Here is a 21850-nt window from a genome sequence, read left to right as displayed (position 1 = left end):
GATCGAAAAGTCGGAACTGGGATCGAAAAATTGGAACTGGGATCGAAAATTCGGAATCTAACAGCGAAAAGGAGCGCTTAGGCGCTCCTTTTCGCTGTTTGTTGATGCTGATATTGAAGCTGAGCGTTACCCGATGCCGTAGTCGAGGATATCGCCGTCCGATGCGCGGACAGGCAAATTTCCTATACGGATCGCGGAGATGGGAATCAAGCCCGGTCCAAACAGTTCGAATCCGGACAAGCCGGGAACGGAAATTTGAAAATAAGTGCGGATCTGCACTTAATTTGTCCGAATTTTTCCGTTTGGAGAGAATAGATGCGAATCTGCACTTAATTCTTCCGTATCCTGCTCTTTTGCTCGTTTTTTATTCGAATAATTGCATATCCGCACTTATTTGAAAAATCGGAAGCAAATCGAACGGAATAAGTGTATTTGAGCACTTATTTCAACTGTTCTCGTCTCGCTCAACTAGCGTTCGAATCTCGCTCACAGCGGAGCCGGCGCGAAAAGAGCCTTTTCCAAGAAATCAAGAAATCAAGAAACTTCCTTAACTCCGGCATCTTTTTTCCGGCTTTCGATACGCGACTTGACCCTGCGGAGAACAGCATTTCGCAAGCCTGCGTCAACGAGTTTTTCTCGGAGTCTGCTCATGCCCTATAATTGGGTGCCACACCTGCATGACTTTCTCGACAAACCGATCCCGAAAAGGGCGCTTAGGCGCTACTTTTTGGTGTTTATATGTTGGTGAAGCCTTTATCGTCCGCGAAACGGGCGCCGGGTCCGAATCTCGGGCGAGAAAACCTTCATCCGGCGATCGAAACCTGCAAAAAAAGCCGCGAAAACGCCGTACATTTGTATCTCGCAGAAAAGTATGATATATTTCGAAAAAAGAGAACACAAGTTCCTATTATTCGCTAACCCCAACTTCCCAGACCCTACATAAAGCTCCCCGACGTGAGATTTGCCGCCGTTTCCAGTATAATCTTAGCAACTCTTATTTACTCATAAAGCGAGGAGGCGCTTCAATGCTTGAATTGACCGCATCTTATATCGATTCGCTCGCCCCGAACGCCGCAGCCGTCAAAAACGGCCGAGGGCTGGTTCAGAAAAACAAGTTCGTGAAACTGAATGTGTCCGAAGAAGGAGACCTGCTGTTCGGCGAATGTTCCGGCAGCGGCAAATCGAATTACATATGTTCCGTCGATTTCGTCAACAAAGAAAATCCGGTCTCGCGCTGCAATTGCCCGAGCCGCCAGTTCCCGTGCAAGCACGCGCTCGGTCTGATGTACGCGTACGCCGACGGGTTGACATTCGAGCAAGCGGCGTTGCCGGAAGACATCTCGTCCAAGCGCGACAAAGCCGAGAAGCGAGAAGAGACGAAGGCGAAGCGCGAAAGCGGCGATCTGCCGCCCGCCAAGCCGAAAAAAGTAAACAAGACCGCGCTCAAAAAGAAAATCGCCCAACAACTCGAAGCGCTGGACGAATTGGAAAAGATCGTGCTGTCGCTGGTGCGCGGTGGGCTGGGAACAGCCAATGCCCGAACCGTGAAGGATCTGAACGACCATGCCAAGCGGCTCGGCAGCAGTTACCTGACCGGAGCGGAGAACGAACTTCGCCGACTGGCGCTGCTGCTGGAACAGGACGACCGCGAAAGCGGCTATACATACGCGGCCGAGCAGCTCACGCTGTTGAACGCTTTTATCAAAAAAGGGCGCGCGTATCTGCAAGCGAAGCAGGAAGACCCCGAGCTTGCGCCCGATTCCGAATCGACGATCGAAGAATGGTTGGGCCATGCCTGGCAGTTGGCCGAGCTGAAAGAAGCCGGACGGGTAAGCGAGAACGTCGAATTGCTGCAATTGGCGTTCTACACGTACCGGGACGAGGCGCGCAAAGAATTCGTGGATACGGGCTTTTGGCTGCAACTTGGCGAAAGTACCGTTCACCGCACCGTTCAGTACCGTCCGTTCAAAGCCGTGAAGTACATGAAGGAAGAGGACAGCTTCTTCAGCGTCGCTCAAATATCGGAACTCTATCGCTATCCGGGCGGCCTCAATGCACGGGTACGTTTTGAAGGCATGATCCCTCGTCAGGTGAATGATGCCGATTACGGCGGCATTCATGCTGCTGCGGCCGCTTCGATTCCCGATGCGGTGAAGGAAGTGAAGAATCAACTGAAAGATCCGCTGGCCGACCGCGCTCCGGTGGTGCTGCTGAAGGCTGCCCGCATTGCCCAAACGGAGAACGGGACGTTTGCGCTGGTTGACGAAGCCGGCAATACGCTTGAATTGGGAGACGTTTATCGACTGCCGCAGTCTACGACGACGCTGCTGTCACTGGTTGATCCTTCCTTGCTGGAAAATTGTGCGGTGTTGGCGATGTTCGAGCATCAGATGGATACAGGGAAATTGGTGGCACAGCCGCTGACGTTGATTCAGGGTGAACGGATCGCGAGACTGTTGTACTGATCCTTTTTTCGGGAGATGAGGTCGATTGAGCACGTTATTGCAAGAGCTTCATGGCGAATTAAGACGTCTTTATATCGCAGGCAGTGATTTGGCAGCCGATGATTTTCGCTTGAAAAAGCTGGAGCCAAAGCTGGGTGCGCTGGGCGAACGAGCCCCTGTATTCAAGCGAATCGCCGAAGGCACGGCCGCTTTGGTCGATTCCGCGGAGCCTTTCGAGCGCGCTGCGCGTTTGCAGGACGTATCGACGTTGCTGAATTCGGTGTTGGCGACGCAAGGCCGGACAGCCGCCGAGGGAACCGTTCAAGACATACGGACCGATTTGGCTATTCCAAGTTACGGACTGCCGGATCTGACAACGGATCATTCTTCAAGGGAACTCGGCGAAGTTCGGCAGGCACTGTCCTCATCGGGCAGTGGGCGTTACGAGGTGGTGCTTTCCGCTTACGAACGCGGGCTTTTCGATGATTTGCGCATGCTGCCTATGGCGGTTCATGCGCTCGGTGATTCGTATTCGGAGATTGCCGATTTGGCAGTGAACAAGATTGTGCCGGGCTACGGAACGGCTATTGCGGCTTATCTGCTGAAAGACCTTGATATTCAAGGAGGTCGGGAGCATGAACGCCGATTACAAGTCGTCAAACAGGTCGGTGTAAACCCGGACGATCGGGTTTCGCTGAACAAGCTGATTTTAGCTGCGGAGGAAGGCGGGGCGAAGATCGTTCCGGCGGCGGTCGCATGTCTGGGCACAGATCCGGAATGTGAGCAACGGCTGCTGGACTGGTCCCACGATGCCAAAAAAACGGTGCGCGAAAGTGCTTATTTTGCACTGTCCGTACTCGATTCGGAAGCCGCGCGAGATCGTCTGTACGAAGCGCTGACGGGCAAGGACGCGGGGATAGCTTCCGAAGCTATCCAATTTTCGATCTCGCAGACTTTGGCGGAAAGCCTGGTCAAGCTGTACGAAGAAAAGCTGCAAGACCGCGCGGAAAAAAAGGTCAATTCGATCAAAGACCTGCATCCTTTGCTGACTGCGCTCGGGAAAGTGCGTCATCCTTTGCTGGAGCGGCTTTATATGGAGCTGTCGCAGGATTTGTCGGCCTACCCGGTATTGCAGCGGTTGGACAAACGGGAAAGCGGCTGGATTATCGGCGCCGCAGCTGATTATTTCGTCAGATCGAACACGATTGAAGCGCTTGAACCGATCGAGCGAATGGCAAAAGCATCTCCGACGCTGTTGGTCCATTATGCCGTTCCGTTGGCTAGACGCGTGCTAAGCCCGGCCGAAGTCTACGAGCGTTACTCAGGTTCGGAATCGGGAAAAACCCGAATGTCGGGCGACTTGTTATTCATGGTGTTTCGTCAAGCGCTGTACAACAGGGTAGGCGTGAACGACCCAAGACGTCCCCAAGCAGAGATCGAAGCGGATTGGGACCCGCGCTGGCTGGACTGGGCGATCGACCATGACCGTTTATCCGTGGTCGCAGGGCTTGCCAGGCTCGGCAACGACAGGCTTCTTCCTTATTTGAAACAGGCGATTCGCAATCATGCTTCGCCGACCATCGAAAACGACAGATATACCGTGCTGGAAGCTGTGCGAAACGTACCTTTTGACGGAGAGACGCGGTTTGAGTTGCTGATGCAGTTGTTGGAATCCCGAGACTGGAATCGTCCTCCCACTACCGCTTACGGCGAATTCGCGATTGTAGGCGAGGTGAGCAGGGTTCCCGTCCCGCAAATCGGCGAGGCCGTGCGGCGTATCGAAGCGATTATGGCGGGAATCGAACGAACGGATTATAAAAGAAGGCTGCAAGACACGGCGGAGAAGCTTCGAACCCGACAAGCGGCGGCACAAGCCGAATCGGGAAAATAGCCACCGCGTCGCAAATCGTAAGCTTGTTCCATACAGCGAATACCGGGAGGAGAGATGAATATGAGTACGACTTTGTTGCAGGAGCTTCAGGGTGAGCTGCGTCGCCTTTATATCGCAGGCAGCGACCTCGCGGCTGACGATTTTCGCTTGAATCGAATACAACCCAAGCTGGCCCAGCTTGGGGAGCGAGCACCGGTATTCAAAAAAATGGCGGAAGGCGTCGCCGCACTGACAGGGCCTTCCGAAGCGGAAGCGCGCGCAGCGCGCTTGCAGGACGTATCGCTGCTATTGAACTCAGTGCTGTCCACACAGGGCGCAACCGCGGCGGAAAGCAATCTTTCGAACGAAAGTACGGCAGACAGCGGCTTGACCGGACTGACGACCGTTCATTCGTATCGCCAGCTTGCGGAGGTGCAAAACGCGCTGTCCACATCGGGCGGCGGTCGGTACGAAATCGTGTTGGAAGCGCATCGGAACGGCCTTTTCCGCGATCTGCGGCTATTCCCGTTTGCGATGAAGGCATTGGGCGATCCGTATTCGGAGCTGGCAGACTATGCGGTTCGACATATTTTACCGTCATACGGTCCGGTGATTGTGCCGTATCTGCTCGCGGATATGAATATTCAGGGCGGCCGCGAAGAAGAACGTCGTTTGGAAGTCGTACGTAAGCTCGGCGTCGATTCGGACGATCGGAAGTCGCTGCATGTATTGGTGCACGCGGCGGAAGAAGGCTCGGACAAGGTGCGCGCTGCGGCGATTGCTTGCCTGGGCTTGCATCCGGACTTTGAAGACAAACTGATCGAATGGTCGCTGGACAAAAAGAAGCCGGTACGCGAAGGCGCGCTCGCGGCTTTGGCGGTTCGCAATTCGGAGACGGCGCGCGATCGGCTGTACGAAGCGTTTGTCGGCAAAGACGCCCTTCCGGCGGCCCAGGCGATCGAAGCGTCTCCGAAAAAAGAGATGCTGGAACGCCTGATTCCTTTATACGAAGAACGCTTGAGCCAGGAGATTTTTGGAGACAACGACCAGAAGAGCAAGGACAAGTTATGGAAAACGATCGAACCGTTTACCATTGCGTTCCGGCAAGCCCAACACCCGGAATTGGAACGGCTGTTCCTGGATTTGATCTCTGACGAAACGAAATATCCAGCCACAGGACGCCTCGATTTTTCCGAAAATCTGCGTGTGATGAGCCAAGCGGCCAAATATCTGGAAAATACGAATACCGAAGAAGCGTTGGCCGCGCTGCAAGGTCTGGAAGAACGCGACTTCAACTATCTGTCTTACGCGTTCCATGCCACGAAGCGTCTGCGTACGCCAGCCGAGCTGTATGAACGTTATGCCGGATCGGGCGTTGCTCTGCTTCGCGCAGCGGTCACGAAAAAAGCACAGGCACGGCAAAGCAAGCTGATCGAGACGCTGCGCGACGAAGTGTATGCCTATGAAGGTTATGTGCGCAATCGGCTGCCGTCGGAAAAAATCATCGCGGAATGGGACCCTCGCTGGTTGGGTTGGCTGATCGACCGCGACGATCTGCAACTGGTTTCGGCGCTGGCCGCACCTGCCAACCCGAACAATCCGAAGCTGCTGAAATATTTGGAGAAGCAAGTCGAGAAGTCCGAAAATAACTACCAAGGCTATTATGTTTTCCTCGCGCTTGATGAAGCCGGCTTCGATGAAGAGACGAAGTACGAGCTATTGATGCGCTGGATGGAGAACAAACAATGGAAAAAGATCTACAGCATTTACCATGACGAAGCTCGCCGTTTGCTGGAAGTGCCGGTTCGTTTCGCGGGCGAAGCCGCAGACCGTTTGGAGCCGTTGATCCAAGAAACGCGTTTTGAAAATATCAAAGAAGAGGCGCAGGAGATCATTCATACGCTTCGTCGTCGCGCTGCCGAATCGAACGCTTGATCGTTGGGCATTGCCTATACTTTGAATCGTAAACCGAGAGGAGAATAATCAATGGCCGCAGCCAATACGCAGGATACGATGCGTTTACCCGCTGAGCTTCTGTACCAACAGGAGATCGAAGCGCTGAAAAAGGAAGACAAGGGAGCGGTTCCGCCGGGCTGGCAAATGTCGCCTCGCGCCGTGTTGACCTACATCACCGGAGGCAAAGCCGGGAAGCTCGATATTACGCCTAAATATATCGGCAATCGCCGTTTGGTCGAAATGGCGATCGCGACGCTCGTTACGGACCGTGCATTGCTGTTGATCGGCGAACCGGGAACGGCAAAGTCGTGGTTGTCGGAGAATTTGACGGCCGCGGTAAGCGGAAATTCCGGTCTTGTCGTGCAAGGTACCGCCGGAACAAGCGAAGAGCAGGTACGTTATTCGTGGAACTATGCGATGCTGCTGGCCAACGGCCCGACACCCGAAGCGCTGGTTCGCAGTCCGATCATGCGCGCAATGGAAGGCGGAAGCGTAGCCCGGTTCGAAGAAATCTCGCGTTGCGCTTCGGAAGTTCAGGATGCGCTGATTTCGATTCTGTCCGAGAAGACCGTCTCGGTGCCGGAACTCGGCAACGAGACCAGCGCTCGCAAAGGCTTCTCGATCATCGCCACAGCGAATACGCGCGACCGCGGCGTTAACGAGATGTCTGCCGCATTGAAGCGCCGCTTCAACATCATCGTGCTGCCTGCTCCGTCGGATCTGGAAACCGAGCTGTCAATCGTTAAAAAGCGGGTGAGCGAGATTGCGGCATCGTACGAACTGAAGGCTTCGCCGCCTGCGGACGAAGCGCTGCTCAAAGTCGTGACGATCTTCCGCGAGCTACGCAGCGGCATGACGCTGGACCGCAAAGAAAAGCTGAAATCGCCGGCGGGCGTGATCTCGACGGCCGAAGCTATCTCGCTGCTGACGAACAGCATGGCGTTGGCCGCGAGCTTTGGCAGCGGAGAGATGACGGACGAAGACCTGGCAGCCGGATTGCAGGGCGCGATCGTGAAGGACGACGATAAAGACAAGCTGGTCTGGAAAGAATATCTGGATAACGTCATGAAGAAACGGGGATCGGAGTGGCGCGGACTGTATCAGGCGTGCAGGGAGATGAACGAGTGAAGACGGCGGCGGACGTCAAAGTCTCCGTCTTCGGCGTCCGGCACTTGTCCCCCGGCGGTGCCCGCCATCTGCTGCAATATCTGGATCAGGTTCGCCCGACCGCGGTGCTGATCGAAGGTCCGTCCGATGCCACAAGCATGATTCGCGATCTGGTTCATCCTTCCACCGTGCCTCCGGTCGCGGTGCTGGCGTTCACGGACGAGATGCCGGTGCGGACCGCGCTCTGGCCGTTTGCGATCTATTCGCCGGAGCTTCAGGCGATGCGCTGGGCGGCGAAAAACAAGGCCTTATGCGAGATGATCGATCTGCCTTCCGGCTCGGCGCTGGCACTTCAGGATTTAAGGCGGCGAACGGAAGAAAAGAAGGACGTACGAAAAGCTGTCCCGGACACCGAAGCTGAACTCGAACCGGAAACGCAAGCAAATCCCGACGTAGGCAACGATGCGGCCGAACAAGTAAAGATCGCTTCTGACCCGTCCGGTGATGTGTCCAATCCACTTCCGGGCGGATTACCTGCTTCAGAAGAATCGTCTCCTATTGATCCTGAAGGTGTTGAGGAGTTGGAAGCCGAAGCTGCCGGGCTCTCGATCTACGAGCGAATCGCCGAACTTGCGGACGAGCATAACTACGATACGTATTGGGAGCGCCATTACGAGCATAATGAAAATCCGGGGACGTACCGGGATTCGATTCTGGCTTTCTCGGCCGAAATGCGTTCGCTCGGCGAAGATCGGGAACGTTCCAATCAGCCGGAAGAACATGCGTATAATCATGTCCGCGAGGCTTATATGCAGCGGCAGATCCTCAAAGCGATCGAAGCCGGACATGATCCGTCAAAGATTGTGGTCGTTTGCGGTGCTTATCACGCTGCTGCTTTGGAGTATCCGGTACAAGGCGCGATGAACGACGAAGAGTTGGCAGCGATGCCCTCCCGCAGTTCCAAGCTGACGCTGATGCCCTATTCGTATTATCGATTGTCTAGCTTGTCCGGCTACGGTGCAGGCAACAACGCGCCTCACTATTTCCAAATGATGTGGGAAGCGATGGAGTCCGGTCATCCGGAAGACTTGCCGCGCGTTTATCTATCCACGGCAGCGCGGGCGTTGCGGGCATCCGGCACGCATCGCTCGACAGCGGAAGTCATCGAGGCCGTACGCATGGCCGAAGGACTGGCTTCACTGCACGGCGGAAGCGCGCCGACGCTGCTGGAGCTTCGCGATGCGGCGCAGACGCTGCTCGGACGTGGCGAGTTGTCCGTCGTTGCCGAAGCGCTGGCTCGGGTCGATGTAGGCACCGAGATCGGCAGCCTGGCCGAAGGGGTCAGCCAGACGCCGCTTCAAGATGACTTGAACCGGGAATTGAAGCGACTTAAGCTGACCAAGTACAAGACGGCTGTCGCAACCGACCTGTCGCTTGATTTGAGAGAAAATCGGCGCGTCTCGTCACAGGAAGCCGCTTTCCTCGACTTGAATCGTTCGTTCCTGTTCCATCGCCTGGAGCTATTGGATATTCCGTTTGTTCGATCCCGGCCTACGAATGCGGATCGTGCAGTATGGGCAGAAGATTGGATTATTCAATGGACGCCGGAAGCCGAGATTCGGGTCGTCGAATCGACGCTGCTCGGCGAGACGATCGAGATCGCTTGCGCGCATCGCCTTCGCGAGAAGTTGGAAGCGTGCACGTCGATCCCGGAAGCCTCCGCATTGATCGGCGTATCGGTTCGCTGCGGGATGACCGCGCAGATGGAAGACGGTCGACGGGTGCTTCAAGCGTTGGCAGCGGATAGCCGCGATGTGGCGCAGATCTCGGGCGCGGCATCGCGCTTATCCGGCATTATCGCTTACGGCGATATCCGGCGTGCCGATACCGCTCCGCTCGTACCGCTGTTGGAGCAATTATTTTTCCGCGGCTGTCTTTATCTGTCCGACGCGGCCAATTGCAACGATGAAGCAGCTTACGGCATGGTATCTGCGATAAGCGAACTGAATAAGATTGCCCAAGAGCATGACGATACCGTCGACGTACCGCTATGGACACAGGAGCTGAACGTTCTGTCAGAGCGGGATGACCGCAATCCGAAGCTATCCGGCTTTGCCTGCGCGCTGCTGCTAGAACGGGGCGAGATGGACGCGGAGCAGTGCGCGGCCGAAGTATCCCGGCGCTTATCGCCGGGTATTCCATCCGATCTGGGCGCTGGCTGGTTCGAAGGCTTGTCCATGCGCAACCGTTACGCGCTCCTGTCGAGAATGAGCCTGTGGGTGCAGTTGAATGACTACATCAATTCGCTGGGCGACGAAGAGTTCAAGCGCGCGTTAGTCTTTCTGCGCCGGGCATTCAGTTCATTCTCGGCTCACGAAAAGACCATGATCGCAGAGACGCTTGGCGAGCTATGGGGAGTCAATGCGGAACAAGCAGCGGAAATTTTGACCGGGGAACTGAAGGAGGAAGAGGACAAAATGCTGGATGAATTGAACGATTTCGACTTTGGGGACTTTTAATATGACAAATACAGCGGATAACGGCAACGATACGAAGCAGGAAAATTCAGTCTCTCGTTGGCGGCTTATTCTGGGTGAAGCCGCCCAGAATAAGCTGGAGGGAATGAACGGTCCGGGCGGTCTGCGATTGACGGAAGAAGAAGCGATTATGGATTCGGCACTTGCCGCCATCTACAATGATACCGAGAGCGGTACCCCCTCGGCAGGCGGTTCCGGCTCTGGTTCGGGCGGTGGATCGGGGGGCCGTGGAGCAGGCAACGGTAGAGGGTCCGTCAACTTGTCCCGCTGGCTCGGCGACGTGCGTAATCTGTTCTCGGAAGATGTCGTGTCGATCATTCAGAATGACGCGATCGAGCGGCGCGGCTGGAAGCAATTGCTGTTCGAGCCGGAACTGCTGGCCTCGGTCAAGCCGGATATCCAGATGGTCGGCACGTTAATGTCGCTGCGCGGCAAAATTCCCGAGAAAACGAAAGACACGGCCCGCATGCTGGTGAAGGCGGTCGTGGACGAATTGATGGCCCGCATGAAGGAAGATATGCAGCGTGCCGTGACAGGCGCGCTGAACAGACGGCAGCATACGCCGCTTCCTTCGCTCAGCGGCCTGGATTGGAAACGGACCATTCAACGCAATCTGAAACATTACGATACCGAGCGCAAGCTGCTGATTCCCGAGCGCTTTTATTACTTCGACCGGGCGCGGCGCAGCAAAGAATGGACCGTGATCCTCGATATCGACCAAAGCGGCTCGATGGCGGAGTCGGTGATCTGGGCCTCGGTAACGGGCGCGATCTTCGCCAGCATGCCGGCATTGGATACGCGGGTTGTCGTGTTTGATACGGAAGTGGTCGATCTGACCGAGCAGTGTGCCGACGATCCTGTCGATATGTTGTTCGGCATTCAGCTCGGCGGCGGGACGGATATCAATAAGTCTGTCGCTTATTGCGAGCAATATATTGAAGACCCGAAAAAGACACTGTTTATCATGATTACCGACTTGTATGAAGGCGGCAATCAATCCGCGCTTGTGCGTCGAATGCGCGAAATGCGCGAGTCCGGGGTCCGTACGCTTTGTCTATTGGCGTTGTCCGACAGCGGTCGTCCGTTCTATGACGAGCGTCTGGCCAGACAGCTTGCGCGAGATGGCACGCCATGTTTTGCCTGTACGCCTGCCATGCTGCCACAGCTTGTAGCGGGAGCTTTGCAAGGTCAGGACATGACGGCACTAGCAGACAAACTGACAGCCCAAAAAGGGTAATCCCGCATATTCAGGCACGCTGTCGGCCCAGTCTTCGTATTGTTGCGATCTGCGCCGATAGGCGGCTTGAGCGGTAGATATGACTGTAGAGGACGGTGATCCGTCATGAAGAAGTCCGAGCCATATAATAAGTCGAGGCAAGCACTGGTAAAAGAAGCCGAAGCTTACATAGCCAAGCAGCGGCAATATGCGTATTTTCAAGTGCCGGGTTCACCGGAAGAGTTGGAAGTGCTTAAGATCATGCAGCCTCGTTCCATCTCCACCTACGCACCGTTAAAAGAGTTTACCCGGTTGGAGCGCTTGGAGTTCGGCACAACCGATTCCAAAATGACCGTGCCGACCCTGGCCGGATTGGAGGCGGCGGTCTATCTGAAAAGCCTGGGATTCGTCTCGAAGACTACAGTTACCGAAGGCATTGAGGCCATAGCGGAGTTACGACGGCTGGAGACCTTGCAGCTTCGACAGCTCGTCCAGCCGCTTCCGCCGGACCTGCTGACCCCTTTAAAAAGCCTGCGGCAACTCGGCTTGTCCCGCTTCAATTACCAAAGCCCAAACGAGCTGCCTCCTGCGCTGGAAGAGCTGTCCCTAAGCTTTTCCGAAGTGGAGCGTGTTCCGCCTTATGCGTCGGCACCTTCCGTGCGCAAAGTATCTTTAGGCGCACAGACCTGCGGATTGGAAGACTTGGGTTCGCTTCGCGTATTTCCGAACATCGAAGAAATCCGACTGCTTTCACCCAAGCGGTTGACGAATCTCGATCATGTGGCGGAGCTGACGCGGCTGCGAATTCTGGATGCAAACTTCTGCCAAGTCTCCGATCTCGGCGGCTTCCATAACCATCCTTCGATTCACGACCTTCGCCTGCGCGGTTCGCAGATTCGAAGCTTTAGAGAGATGGGACGCTGCCCGGAGCTTCAAATCCTGTATGCGGAAAAAACAAAGCTGGAATCTATCGAAGGCATTCGCGAGCAATTTCCCAAACTCGAACTGCTATGGATCTGGGGCACAAAAGTAAAAGATCTACGTCCGCTCGAAGGCATGACCCACCTGAAAAATCTCGACGTCACCCTGCTCAAGCCTAAAGCCTGGGATTTTCTGCTCACTCTGACCAGCTTGGAACGCCTCGATCTCAGCAAAACATCTTTCTCCGATCCCAAGCTATTGCTTGACCTGCCCGCATTAAAATGGGTACGCCTATCCGGCAGCAAAGCCGAACGCGGAAGCGAAGACTGTTTAAAGCTGGAGAGCCTGCTACAGGCACGAGGCGGCGAATTGGTTCATCGTTAATAAGCCAAAAAAGCAAAAAGAAAAGCGGCCTTAAGAGGTCGCTCAACATGTCGAGAAAGTCTAACGTAGCTGGAAGGGAGCGGACGGAGAGAAAAATCCAGTGAAAAACGCCTTTGAACTCGGAAAGATTCCTTCTTAAAATCCAATCCATCTTTCCGAGTGAGACAGCGTTTTGAACGAATTTTTCTCGCAGCCTTCTCCCTTCCTACGTACACGTGACTTTTTCGACATACTGAGCGGCCCTCACAGGCCGCTTTTCTTTTTCAACTCAATCACAGTCAGCTTTCAGCGCTCTCCTCCGGCACAATCACCTGAACATGAGCCGGCAAAATGTGCATCTCGATCGGAAGCGCCGGTCCCGGTTCGCCGTCCACGTTCGTTTTCACCGGCTCCGTCGAAGATACACGGATGCTGCGCGAAGTGAAATACTCGACGTCTTTATGGTCTTTGAGATTGCCGAGCAGCAACGAGAAGCCTGCCGTCAACGTATTGAGGAAGTTAAGGTTATGGACGATAAAACCGTGCAGCAAGCCGTCGTCGACCGAAGCGTCCGGCGCCAGATTTTCAAATCCGCCGACCGAATTGGTCAGAGCCGCGATAAAGATCGGCGCAGGACCTTCCCATGTGCCGCCGTCATGCTCGATCACCAGGTGCGCTGCTGAACCGCCGAGCAGTTCTTTGACGCCTTCTTTGAAATACGCGAACGCGCCCAGCTTGGACTTTTCTTCGGAAGAAACGGAAGACAGCGTATCGGCCAACGATCCGGCGGCGACGACATTCGCGAAAAGCTGATCGTTGATGCGAGCCATATCGACCTGACGCAGCTTCGAAGACGTCAATGTGCGGATCGCTTCATCCGGATTCAGCGGAATATGCAGCGCACGGGCGAAATCGTTGACCGTTCCGAGCGGAATAACGCCGAGTTTCGGTCTGTGCTTTTGATCGAGCAGTCCGTTGATCGTCTCATGCAGCGTCCCGTCACCGCCTACAGAGACGACCAGATCGAATTCATCCTCACAGGCGGAAATGCAGAATTTAGTCGCGTCCAGTTCTTGCGTTGTTTCCATTACGACAACGTCGTAGCCTACCTCGTTGCGCAGCGTGTCCTCGACCTTGCGAACATATTCAAGCGCTTTCTCTTTGCCGGAAGAAGGGTTCATGATAATCATGGCCTTTTTCATCGTATATGCCTCCATTCGATGTGTGATTGCAGATCCGATATGTAATTCATGTACAGCTTCGCGAAGATTTTCAGGTAGCTTGTCTTGGATTAATGTAAAGTTACACTTGCCTAAAACGTACTAGGGCGTGTCTTCAAACCTACCAACGTGCATCTTTTACCGCCTTTTCGCCCTGCCCTACGTCACTTTCCCTTGACGTGCCCCGGCACGCCTTCAGAAAAGTTCCTTGGTCAGCACGAAAATTCGGCAAAATCTGCTTCCGTCGAGGTTTGAAGACATGCCCTAGAACCATGCACGTTTTAGGCAAGCGCAAACCTCAGATTAAAGCAAGACAAGCTACTAGGTTCAGCTGAAGCGACTTGTTTTTAGGGCGGCTTGCTATTTCTTTTTACCCAGAAAATCGTAGCTCGTCGCGAAAGAATTCAGATGATCGGGTACAATAAACGATAACAGCAAAATTCCCCGATTATCCAAGATGGAGGCGAAGCTATTATGAGTGAAAAGATTTTACCCAAAAGTGAATTACAGCAGCGGATCGAACATCATATTGAAGCGATCGGCCAATTCACGTCCACGCCTGGACAAGGGACGACGCGACTGACGTACAGCCAGCAGGATCGACAGGCGCGAGACTATATCAAGGGTGTTATGGCGGAGTACGGTCTGAAGGTTCGGGAGGACGGCTTCGGTAATATTTTCGGCAAAATGGAAGGCAGCATCCCGAACGCTCCGGCGGTGCTGATCGGCTCGCATTTCGATTCCGTGCCCCATGGAGGCTCCTATGATGGTCCGGCTGGCGTCGTGGCTGGGCTGGAAGTAGCCAGATTGTTCCGGGATAACGGCTTGAAGCCCAAATATCCGCTTGAAGCGGTGGCCATGATCGAAGAAGAAGGCGGACGCTTTATCGGAGGGCTGCTCGGCTCGCGCGCGATGCTCGGAGTGTTGAGCGCCGAAGAGTTTGCGGCGACGACCGACAAAGACGGCATCGCCACGGTCGAAGCGATGCAGGCGATCGGACTCGATCCATCGCTGCCGGGTAAGCGGGACAAGTCGGATATCAAAGCCTTTTTGGAATTACATATCGAGCAGGGGCCTATTTTGGAGGAAGAAGGCATTCCGGTTGGGATCGTGGAAGCGATTGTCGGTCTGACGCAGATTCAGGTTACGGTGCGGGGCCATGCCGGACATGCGGGAACCACGCCGATGGATCGTCGGAGCGATGCGCTGGTTGCGGCGTCGAAGATCGTGGCTGCATTGCCGGAACTGGCGCTTGAGCAAGGAAACGGGACGGTGGCGACAGTAGGACGGCTGAACGTTTTTCCGAACGGGGCGAATGTCATTCCCGACAAAGTAGTCTTCACCGCCGATCTGCGTGCAGGCCGCGAAGAAGACGTGCAAGAAGTGCTGGCCAAAGCAGAAGCACTGGCACGTTCGGTAGAGGGGCCGGGCATTCAAGCAGAGATTGAACGCCAACTGTATATCCAGCCCAAACGGATGAGCGAAAAGGTCAAAGGCTTGCTTGAAGCAGGCAGCGATGCGCTCGGCATTCCCCGGCGTCCGCTGAACAGCGGAGCCGGGCACGATGCGATGATCTTTTCGGACTTTACGGATGTGGGGATGCTGTTCATTCCGAGCCGGGGCGGACTCAGTCATTGCCCGGAAGAATGGTCGGATGCGGCAGACATTGAGCGTGCGGTCCGGATTTTTTACGAGGCAGCCCAAAAGTTAACCGACGCGTAAGTGGAACGGCATGTCTATGGTCATTTGTCAAAAGATTGTCGGAGTTAGGCTTGAACCTACAGGCTTGCTTATGGCACCATGAAGAGAATGCGTGATGGATATTGAAGAAACGAGGAATGAACACAATGAATGAATTGCCAAACTGCCCGGCCTGCAACTCCGCTTATACCTACGAGGACGGGAATCTGCTCGTATGCCCGGAATGTGCGCATGAGTGGACGCCGGGAGCGGACGTTAGCGATAACGGAGAAGAGACGAAAATGGTCCGCGATGCGAACGGAAACGAGCTTCGCGACGGGGATTCCGTAACGGTGATCAAGGATCTGAAGGTCAAAGGAAGTTCTTCCGTTCTGAAGATCGGCACCAAAGTCAAAAACATTCGTCTGGTTGACGGAGACCATGATATCGACTGCAAAATTGACGGATTCGGCGCGATGAAGTTGAAGTCGGAGTTTGTTCGGAAAGCATAGCCAGAAGACAGGCGACCCCGGTTCTTTTCGGAGAATCGGGTTTTTGCCGTCGCAGGGGTAGATGTCCTAGGGCGTGTACGCAAACTCAACGACGTACATCTTGAGCTGTCTTTTCGCCCTCTTCGGCGTCATTTTCCTTTGATGTGCCCCGGCACACCTTCAGAAAAATTCCTTGCTGAGAACGAAAATCCAGCTCAATCTGCTCCCGGCGGAGTTTGCGTACACGCCCTAGACGAACGTGAACCCAACATTCGAGGCGGGACAGTGTTATGAAGGAAAAAGTTTGTGGCTTGCAAGCGATTGGCGTTAGAATAAACAGAAAAACGTACAGAACGCGATTTTGCATGTGGAGGGTCTGACTATGGTTGGAGATTCAAAAGGACTGACGTCAAGCGAAACGGTGTCCTACCGGCATCAATACCGCGGCGACTGCGAGAATTGCTTCGGTCTGTGCTGCGCAGCGCTTCCGTTCTCGGTGTCTGTCGATTTCGCGATCGACAAAGCGGCAGGCGAGCCATGCCGGAACCTGCGCGAAGACTTCCGCTGCGGGATTCATACTAAGCTTCGGGACAGCGGCTTCCGCGGCTGCACGGTATATGATTGTTACGGAGCGGGACAGAAAGTCTCGCAGGAGACGTTCAAAGGGGTGAGTTGGCGCGAGCGGCCGGAGACGGCGCGCGCCATGTTCGAGGTGCTGCCGATCGTATGGCAGCTTCACGAGCTGATGTTGTACATGGAGGAGCTGCTCGGCCGCCAGGCGGCCTCGGTGCTCCATGCGGCACTGCGGGAGGAGCTGACGGAAGTCGGGCGCCTCACGCGGCTTGAGCCTGAAGCGCTGCGGAAGCTGAGCGTCTCCGCGCAACGCGCGAAAGTGAACGGGCTGCTGCTGGAAGGCAGCGAGCTTGTTCGCGCCGAAGCGAAGCGCCGCCATGCTTCGGGCAGCCAGGAAGCACCGCGCGGGAAACAGAACCCGCGCGGCCGCAACCACGGCAAAGGCGGCAAAGCCAGCCGCAAGCCGGTGATCGGTCGGGGCGCCGACCTTGTGGGCGCTGATCTGCGCGGCGAGGATCTGCGCGCCGCCAACCTGCGCGGGGCTTACCTTATCGCCGCCAACTTAAGCGGCGCCGACCTGCGCGAAGCTGATTTGATAGGTGCAGACTTCCGGGATACGGATCTGCGCGGAGCGAATCTGGCAGGCGCACTGTTCCTGACTCAAGTTCAATTGAATGCAGCCAAAGGTGACACCCACACGATCTTGCCGCCCGGCCTTGAACGTCCGGGACATTGGAGCGTAGCCTGTTAATTCCTAACTTTACTCGAAAAGAGGACATGAAGATGAAGCTGTCAGAATCTATTCGTCTATTGGCTGCCGAGCCTTCAGATGCCGACCGTCTCGCCGAGCTTCGGGCAGAGGCGTTATTTGAATCCTTGAATCAATTGGGACGCTACAGCGAGCAGGGGGTACGCGAGCGGTTCCATCGTTCTTTTGATCCTGCTTTTACGCGGATCATTGAGACCGAAGGCGAGTTCGCAGGCTGCATTGCGCTCAAGCCTGCGGATGACGGATATCTGCTTGAGCATTTTTACCTGCGGCAGGAAACGAGGGGCGGCGGAGTCGGTGCCGAGGTGCTTGGCCGTGTGCTGGCGGAAGTCGCTTCGGCTGATCCGACAGCCTGTATTCGCCTGAACGTGCTGCAAGGAAGCGCGGCACGCCGCTTATACGAGCGCTTCGGATTCGAGACGGAAAGCGAAGACGAGATCGACGTCTTCATGATTCTGCGTCCTAAATCCTAATATTTCTTAGAGGAAGGTTTGCCGTGCGTCCGTTTCGACCGTGATCGTCGGCGCAACTGGACAAGATTGGCAAGCCTTTTCGCTCCGGCGGGTCTTTTGCCTTGTGCCGTATAGTGGTTGGATTGACGATGTGCTTGCCGTTTTTTTTGAAATTTCGAGAATAAATGCGATTATACACTTAATTTCTTCGAATTCTTCTTTTTGAAGAAAATAGATGCGGATATACACTTAATTGATCCGCCTATCGACCGTTTACGTGTTTTTTCTTCTAATAGGTGTATATTCGCACTTATTCGAAGAATGGAAAGCAAACGGAATGAAATAAGTGTATTTGAGCACTTATTTTAACACGTGACCTCAAGCTTTTCGAAGAAATGCAGGTTGGAAGCCTATATGGGCAATTTTTCCGGAAGCCGATCTTTTTAAGATCGGCTTTTTGGCGATGTTTCCTTTTGCATACCGATTTGCTATCGGATAGCCCGTCCGAAAATTCATATTGATTCAATGAATTATTGTGCAAATGCCCAATAGATTTCGTCTTTTCATCAATATCTTTTCCCGTTCGTGAAAGCCTATACTGAAAGCGTGTTCAACAATAGCCGTGGCGTTTGGGAGGATATCGAATGGATGGACTGACAATCAGCTGGATCGGGGCGTTGGTAGGTTTGGCGCTGGCGATTATTCTGATCCTGCGTAAGCTTAATCCGGTATATGCTTTGTTTTTGGGTGCAATTGTAGGCGCTTTAATCGGAGGCGCGAATCTGGAAGAAACGGTTAACGTTCTGGTCGGCGGCACGCAAAGTGTCATGGGCACGGTGCTGCGGGTGCTGGCGGCGGGCGTGTTGGCTGGCGTGATGATGGAATCGGGCGCGGCGGAAACGATCGCCCAGGCGATCGTGCGCAAATTCGGCGGCAGCCGGGCGATTCTGGCGCTGGCGCTCGCCACGATGATCATTACGGCGGTCGGTGTGTTTATCCCGGTCGCGGTGCTGATCGTAGCGCCGATCGCGCTGTCGGTCGGCAACAAAATGGGCATTTCCAAAGTGGCGTTGCTGCTGGCTCTGTCGGGCGGCGGCAAAGCGGGCAATATCATTTCGCCGAACCCCAATACGATCGCGGCGGCACGCGGCTTCGATCTGGATCTGAGCCAGGTCATGCTGGGCGGGTTCGTTCCTGCCGTATGCGGCTTGCTGATGACGGTATGGGTGGCTTCCCTGCTGAAAAACAAAGGCATCAAAGTCGCGGACGACGAGGTTCCGGGCGGCGAAGTCGATATGTCGAAGTATCCGCCGCTCGGCCGTGCAATCGTCGCGCCGCTGGTCGCCGTTGTGCTATTGATGATCAATCCGATCGGTTCGATCTCCGGGATCGAAGCACTGGCGAATTTCAAAGTGGACGCGATGTACATTTTGCCGCTGGCCGGCATCATCGGGATGCTCGCCATGAAGCAGGGTAACAAAATTTTGCAATACACGGCTTCCGGCTTGAACAAAATGACCGCCACCGTACTGATCTTGATCGGCGCGGGCGGTATCGCGGGACTGATCTCGGCTTCCGATCTGTCGACGCAGGTAGTGGCTTTGATCGACGCGTCCGGCATCTCGGGCACGTTCCTGGCGCCGATCTCCGGTATCCTGATGGCGGCGGCGACCGCTTCGACGTCGACCGGCGTGATTTTGGCGACAGGTTCGTTCGGGGAAGCGATTCTGAATATGGGCACGGCTCCGCTGGCGGCCGCCGTGATGGTTCACACCGGCGCAACCGTGATCGATTCGCTGCCGCAGGGCAACTATTTCCACGTGACCGCCGACGCGATGAAGATGACGATCCGTCAACGGATGGGGCTCATCCCGTACGAGGCGATCGTGGGCGGCACGATGATGATTGTAGCAACGCTGCTGTACGGCTTTATTTTATAGTCGATAAAGTTAAGGAAAAAGGAGCGGTTTGATGAGCAGGAAAACTTTTCTGTTGGCACCGGATTCGTTCAAGGAGAGCATGACGGCCAAAGAAGTCTGTATCGCGATGGAAAAAGGACTGAGCCGCGTCTATCCCGAAGCTCGTTTTATTCACGTGCCGATGGCGGACGGAGGCGAAGGCACGGTGCAGTCGCTGGTCGACGCGTCGGGCGGCAGTCTGCATACGAAGGAAGTGACGGGGCCGCTGGGTCTTCCGGTGACGGCGAGCTTCGGATTATTGGGCGACGGAGAAACGGCGGCGATCGAGATGGCTTCGGCGAGCGGGATTCATTTCGTGACGAAGGAAACGAAAAATCCGCTGCTGACGACCACCTACGGAACCGGCGAATTGATTCGGGAATGTCTGGATCGCGGCGTGAAAAAGATTCTGATCGGTATCGGAGGCAGCGCCACCAACGACGGAGGAGCCGGGATGGCCGAAGCGCTCGGAGCGAAATTTTGGGATGAAAAAGGTCAGGCGATACCGCGCGGCGGCGGGGGATTGGCTCGGTTGTCGCAGATCGACACTTCGGGATTGGATGCTCGTTTGCAAAACGTAGAGATCGTGGTGGCTTGCGACGTGACCAATCCGCTTTGCGGCGAACACGGGGCATCGGCTGTGTTCGGGCCGCAAAAAGGAGCAACTCCGGACATGGTGCGGACGCTCGATGCCAATCTGGCCCATTATGCCGACGTGATTACCGAGCAGCTCGGCCGTGACGTTCGCGATGTGCCGGGAGCAGGCGCGGCTGGCGGATTGGGTGCGGGACTGTTGGTGTTCACGACTTCCGAGCTGCGCAAAGGCGTAGAGATCGTGCTGGATTATACGGAGCTTGAGCGCAAGGCCGGCGAAGCGGATATCGTATTCACGGGCGAAGGCGGCATCGACTTCCAAACGAAATTCGGCAAAACGCCTTACGGCGTCGCGGCCGCAGCCAAACGCGCCGGGAAAAAGGTCATCGCGGTCGCCGGGTATGTCGGCGACGGGATCGAGACGCTGTACGACGAAGGAATCGACGCGATCTTCGGCATCGTGCCGGGAGCGGGCGAGCTGCCGAAGCTGCTGGAAGCAGGTCCCGAAAATGTGGCGCGGACTTGCGAGAATATTGCACGCGTACTGAAGTTTGCGGATAGGGTATAAACGTGTCGTTGATAAAAGCAGCCGGTTTCTCTTTATGGAGAAGCCGGCCTTTTTTGCTGTCCAGGTCTGCTGTTTTTTACTCTGGTTATGCTCGGCTCAGCGATACTCCGCCAACAAATCATGCACAAGCTGGAATAAATCCAGTACTTTGCGAGGATCGCGTCCGGTCAGCTCGGCGATCCGTTTTAAGCGATATTGGAGGGTGTTTCGGTGAATGTTAAGGTACTCGGCGGTTCCCGACATATTGCCGTCTTGCTCCACGAAAATCCGAAGAGTGTTCAGCAGGTCGGGGTGATCGACAAGTTTGGCGGTTGCACGAAGTCGAGGGCTGATATCCATCCGGGCGAGTTCGGCTAGAAAAGCCACTTCGTGAAAAGCGGTCAGGCTGCCGGAAGGCTTGAGCGCGGCTTGAACATGCAGGGCAGCGCGCGCTTGAAGAAAGCTGTCTGCGATCCATTCCTCTTGTCTGCCGATCGCGATTCGCGCCCGCGGCTGTCCATGCAGCAGCGATTCGGCGAGCTTTTCCGCAGCGGATTCTTCTTGCACGAGTACCAGATGAACGTCTTCTTCCAGCCGAAACGTAGGAAAACGCAGCAGCAGCGCCGAAGTTTCTTTTGCCGCTTTAAAGCCTGTCAGGTACAGCACCTGGGTTCGGAGCGCGAGGTCGAGTCCGTAACTGGCGGCTTCTTTTTTGATCTTTTGCGTATAGGCCCCGCGATGTTCGAGCAGCATGCGGATAAACGCAGAGCGGCGATTTTCTTCATGGGCTAACGTTTCGAGGGCTGTTTTTTGCTCGACCAGTAACGAGACGGTCGTGCGCACGATATTGCAGAAAGGACGCACTTCATCCGGCTCGCCGCTGATTCCGATCACGCCCACCCTTTGATCACCGATTACAATCGGCTCGTTGGTGCCTTTTTTCTCGTATTTGCCGTCTTCCAATACTTCAACCATGCGTCCCGTGGCAAGCGCGCGTACGGCTGCATCATGAACCGTGCCGATCCGCTCACGATTTCCGCTGCCCACGATAACGCCGCGGTCGTTCATGATGTTTATATTGTAGGGAATATCCCGCATCATTTTGTCTACGATCTCTTGCGCTTGTTTTTCAGAGAGTTGAAACATGCCGAT

15 protein-coding genes are annotated in these 21850 nt (G+C 55.2%); 13 read left to right on the top strand and 2 right to left on the bottom strand.

What is annotated here, in order from left to right; all coding sequences use genetic code 11:
• Window positions 1–1025 precede the first annotated feature (1025 nt).
• The 7 genes from WKI47_RS17485 to WKI47_RS17455 all read left to right on the top strand — a co-directional run bounded on the left by WKI47_RS17485 (window position 1026) and on the right by WKI47_RS17455 (window position 12435).
• Window positions 1026–2465 carry an SWIM zinc finger family protein gene (locus WKI47_RS17485; RefSeq protein WP_340228450.1) on the top strand — a complete coding sequence of 480 codons (1440 nt, stop codon included), beginning with the start codon at window positions 1026–1028 and terminating at the stop codon, window positions 2463–2465.
• 25 nt (window positions 2466–2490) lie between these two features.
• The gene (locus WKI47_RS17480) at window positions 2491–4335 is read left to right on the top strand and encodes a hypothetical protein (RefSeq protein ID WP_340228449.1); all 1845 of its coding nucleotides are present in this window, start codon (window positions 2491–2493) and stop codon (window positions 4333–4335) included.
• Between the two features lie 60 nt (window positions 4336–4395).
• Complete coding sequence (locus tag WKI47_RS17475) at window positions 4396–6249, top strand: HEAT repeat domain-containing protein (protein ID WP_340228448.1); 1854 nt, start codon at window positions 4396–4398, stop codon at window positions 6247–6249.
• Window positions 6250–6300: 51 nt separating this feature from the next.
• On the top strand, window positions 6301–7398 hold the full coding sequence (locus WKI47_RS17470; RefSeq protein ID WP_340228447.1) for an AAA family ATPase: 1098 nt from the start codon (window positions 6301–6303) through the stop codon (window positions 7396–7398).
• Window positions 7395–9896 carry a DUF5682 family protein gene (locus WKI47_RS17465; protein ID WP_340228446.1) on the top strand — a complete coding sequence of 834 codons (2502 nt, stop codon included), beginning with the start codon at window positions 7395–7397 and terminating at the stop codon, window positions 9894–9896. The genes WKI47_RS17470 and WKI47_RS17465 overlap by 4 nt, the downstream gene beginning before the upstream one ends.
• A 1-nt stretch (window position 9897) precedes the next feature.
• Window positions 9898–11151, top strand: a complete 1254-nt coding sequence (locus tag WKI47_RS17460) for a VWA domain-containing protein (RefSeq protein ID WP_340228445.1) — start codon at window positions 9898–9900, stop codon at window positions 11149–11151.
• Between the two features lie 105 nt (window positions 11152–11256).
• Window positions 11257–12435 carry a hypothetical protein gene (locus tag WKI47_RS17455; protein ID WP_340228444.1) on the top strand — a complete coding sequence of 393 codons (1179 nt, stop codon included), beginning with the start codon at window positions 11257–11259 and terminating at the stop codon, window positions 12433–12435.
• Window positions 12436–12713: 278 nt separating this feature from the next.
• Here the strand turns inward: WKI47_RS17455 and WKI47_RS17450 are convergent, their stop codons facing one another.
• The gene (locus WKI47_RS17450; protein WP_340228443.1) at window positions 12714–13616 is read right to left on the bottom strand and encodes a diacylglycerol kinase family protein; all 903 of its coding nucleotides are present in this window, start codon (window positions 13614–13616) and stop codon (window positions 12714–12716) included.
• A gap of 492 nt (window positions 13617–14108) precedes the next feature.
• Between WKI47_RS17450 and WKI47_RS17445 the strand changes: the two genes are divergently transcribed.
• The 6 genes from WKI47_RS17445 (at window position 14109) to WKI47_RS17420 (ending at window position 20719) form a co-directional block, all read left to right on the top strand.
• Complete coding sequence (locus WKI47_RS17445) at window positions 14109–15356, top strand: Zn-dependent hydrolase (RefSeq protein WP_340228442.1); 1248 nt, start codon at window positions 14109–14111, stop codon at window positions 15354–15356.
• A 125-nt stretch (window positions 15357–15481) separates the two neighbouring features.
• Window positions 15482–15826 (top strand): zinc ribbon domain-containing protein YjdM, encoded by a 345-nt coding sequence (locus tag WKI47_RS17440; RefSeq protein WP_340228441.1) that lies wholly within the window; start codon window positions 15482–15484, stop codon window positions 15824–15826.
• Between the two features lie 361 nt (window positions 15827–16187).
• Window positions 16188–17129, top strand: coding sequence for a pentapeptide repeat-containing protein (locus WKI47_RS17435; RefSeq protein WP_340228440.1), 942 nt, complete (start codon window positions 16188–16190; stop codon window positions 17127–17129).
• Window positions 17130–17161: 32 nt separating this feature from the next.
• The gene (locus WKI47_RS17430; protein ID WP_340228439.1) at window positions 17162–17620 is read left to right on the top strand and encodes a GNAT family N-acetyltransferase; all 459 of its coding nucleotides are present in this window, start codon (window positions 17162–17164) and stop codon (window positions 17618–17620) included.
• A 623-nt stretch (window positions 17621–18243) separates the two neighbouring features.
• A complete protein-coding gene (locus tag WKI47_RS17425) occupies window positions 18244–19539 on the top strand; it encodes a GntP family permease (RefSeq protein ID WP_340228438.1) in 1296 nt (431 codons plus the stop codon).
• 31 nt (window positions 19540–19570) lie between these two features.
• On the top strand, window positions 19571–20719 hold the full coding sequence (locus tag WKI47_RS17420) for a glycerate kinase (protein ID WP_340228437.1): 1149 nt from the start codon (window positions 19571–19573) through the stop codon (window positions 20717–20719).
• 96 nt (window positions 20720–20815) lie between these two features.
• On the opposite strand, the gene WKI47_RS17415 is transcribed toward WKI47_RS17420, so the two are convergent.
• Window positions 20816–21844: a CdaR family transcriptional regulator gene (locus tag WKI47_RS17415; RefSeq protein ID WP_340228436.1), complete on the bottom strand. Its 1029-nt coding sequence runs from the start codon at window positions 21842–21844 to the stop codon at window positions 20816–20818.
• Between the last annotated feature and the right edge of the window lie 6 nt (window positions 21845–21850).

It is taken from the genome of Saccharibacillus sacchari (assembly GCF_037722395.1).
Classification (GTDB): Bacteria; Bacillota; Bacilli; order Paenibacillales; family Paenibacillaceae; genus Saccharibacillus; species Saccharibacillus sacchari_A.
This window is presented reverse-complemented; position numbering and strand designations above follow the sequence as displayed.